General features: G+C 62.7%; 2 protein-coding genes and 2 pseudogenes. 1 reads left to right on the forward strand and 3 read right to left on the reverse strand.

All coding sequences use genetic code 11. The features are described from left to right. A pseudogene (locus AB4Z00_RS26475) lies at nucleotides 1-82 on the reverse strand (IS6 family transposase); the annotation flags it as partial. Nucleotides 83-473: 391 nt separating this feature from the next. On the opposite strand from AB4Z00_RS26475, the gene AB4Z00_RS26480 reads away from it, so the two are divergent. Next, nucleotides 474-1,289, forward strand: coding sequence for an FG-GAP repeat domain-containing protein (locus AB4Z00_RS26480; protein ID WP_442047894.1), 816 nt, complete (start codon nucleotides 474-476; stop codon nucleotides 1,287-1,289). Here the strand turns inward: AB4Z00_RS26480 and AB4Z00_RS26485 are convergent. After that, a complete protein-coding gene (locus AB4Z00_RS26485; RefSeq protein WP_442047895.1) occupies nucleotides 1,286-1,687 on the reverse strand; it encodes a DUF805 domain-containing protein in 402 nt (133 codons plus the stop codon). The genes AB4Z00_RS26480 and AB4Z00_RS26485 overlap by 4 nt on opposite strands. 104 nt (nucleotides 1,688-1,791) lie before the next feature. After that, nucleotides 1,792-2,359 (reverse strand): annotated as a pseudogene (locus tag AB4Z00_RS26490) (hypothetical protein); the annotation flags it as partial.

The following is a 2,359-nucleotide window of genomic DNA, read 5'->3' on the forward strand; positions in this document are numbered from 1 at the left end:
AGCTGATGCCGTACCGGCAATACCAGCGTACCGCCCACAGGATGACCTCGCCGGTAAAATGCCGCCCTTTGAAATCGTTCATCGCAACCGACCTTGAAAGCCCTCGAACCAAACCATGGCGACCGCGTCAGAATTTGCAACAGAGCCGCCTCATATTCGATACCACCCGTGACACTTTACCCCGCCCTCTAGGTAAAGTGTCACAGGAGACATCATGATGAGCTGAAGACGGCAAGTAGCTCACGCAGCACGACTGAGTGAACCCCCAACGCCGCCAATATCGATCTGGTCATCCGGGAAGTCCGAGGTGACGCTGCCTGTTTCTGATGGAATCGCTTGATCCATGCGACCGAACCGCCACGATGCAGGATCCTTTGTAGCGGTGCGGGGAGCGACATATGGGCAGATGGACAGGCATCGGCGCACTCGCGGCAGTTTTATGGGCGCCGCCGCTCATGGCCCAATCGGCAGGCATGACCCGCGAACAGACGAAAGCCCTCTATGGCGCGGGCGGCTTTTCTGTCGTCACCGACGCCGTCGGGCCGACGAACCGCTGCGGCAAACCGGCAAGGCCGCGCATTACCTTCGTCGATATGGACGGCGATGGACGCAAGGAAGCCCTCTTTATCGACAGCGGAGATTGCTACCAGCAGGAGAAGCGCTGGTATGCCGTCGCCACCCAGGGCCCGGATGGCCGCTGGCGCTGCATTCTTGAAGGGGAAGGCTCCGTCGCGGCGTCGGGTACAGCAGTCAACGGCTGGTTCGTGCTCAACGCGACGCGCGGCGGCGTGACGACGCGGCTCACTTATGATGGCCATGTCTACGCGGACGCACGTATGGCTTCACAGGCGGCGCGTCCAGCCGCCTCCGCGCCCGCTGGAGACGCCGCGATCTTCCTTGCCGCTGGCTTCCACCTCAAGAAAGGTCGCTGGGAAAGCGGCTGCAACGATGGCGACGAGGACAATGGGCCAGGGTCCTATGGACCCGGCACGATCGAGGAGCGGCGCGACTTGAACGGCGACGGCAGACCCGAGGCCATCATCACCGAAGGCGGCACCTATTGTTACGGCAATACGGGTGCCGCCTTCTGGGTAATGAGCCAGCAGGCCGACGGCCGCTGGAAGCGCATGTATAATTCGGTCGGTATCGCCGATATTCGTCGCACCAAGGGCGCGGACGGTTGGCCGGATATCGGCATCGGCGGCCCCGGCCTTTGCATGCCGGTCGTGCGATGGAACGGCCGGGCCTATGTCGACCTGCGGGTCGAGGGCAAGGGATGTGCCCGTTAAGCCGACACGGGATTGCCGAAGCGATTGGCGCTCCGCGAGCCCGGCTCGATACAAAGCCATAGCTGGATGATGATCCCAAGAGCCGCGATGGCCATGGTCAAAGGCGCGTCGGTCGCCAGCGGGTCGCCGCGCAGCGTCGTCCAGACCAATCCGACCGTATTGAACCCCGATAATCCAACGTCGTGGAAACGCTTGACCGTAATGGCGATCCCCACCCAGACCGCCAGCGCGCTAATGACGACGACCGCGACGTTGATGGCGGCGGCATAGCGTAGCGCGAGCAGCGGGTTGAAAGGCAGGAAATCGAACGCGATCGCCCAACCTGTGGCCACCACCGCCAGGAATGGCCCACGGCCGACTCGCCCTTTCGGAGACAGCAGGATTTCGCCAATGTCCATGCCTTGTCCTTTCTCAGTCGAGCGCCGGTGGATCGGTGAGGTTCACGCGCGTGTGAAGCTTTCCGCCCGGACGCCGATACATGAGCGGCAGAGGGCCGCTCGGCTTACAAATCGAGGCCCAGACTGCGTTCGGGCAGCGGGGGCAGCAGATCGGCTTGTTCGGGCTTGAGGCGCGGCGCGCTCAAATCATCAGACTTCGTCCTGGCTGCCACCTGCCCTTCGGCCGGGGGCACCGGCGGCAAGCCATCGAGTCCGTCGGCCGCTTTGGGACCAGGCCCGCCCTCGACAGGTCCCGGATCGAATGGGCCGGATGCCTGGGCCCTTCCCGGACCGTCGATTTCGAGCCGGCCCAGGGTCTCGAGCGCAGAGGTCTTGTTTCCAGGGTTGTGGTCGAGTTGCCGCTCGAGCTTCGCCTTGTCGTCGACCACCATGGTTAGGTCGTCGCGCACGCGGGTAACGCCGACATTGAAGAGGCGCTGGTTCGACAGGTTGCGCTCATGGCTATCCATGACCGTAATGGCCTTGAGAACACCGGTAATAAAAGGGGCCATCCGTCGGCTGAGAGCACCGGGATAAAAAGGGGCCAGTCCTGCTAACCTCCGTTTTTGGGCGGAGGAGAAGGATGAAGAGAGTGGAGCTTTATCAGAAGGTCCGGCGTGCGGTGATGATCGA

The organism is Novosphingobium sp. YAF33, assembly GCF_052113265.1.
Lineage (GTDB): Bacteria > Pseudomonadota > Alphaproteobacteria > Sphingomonadales > Sphingomonadaceae > Novosphingobium.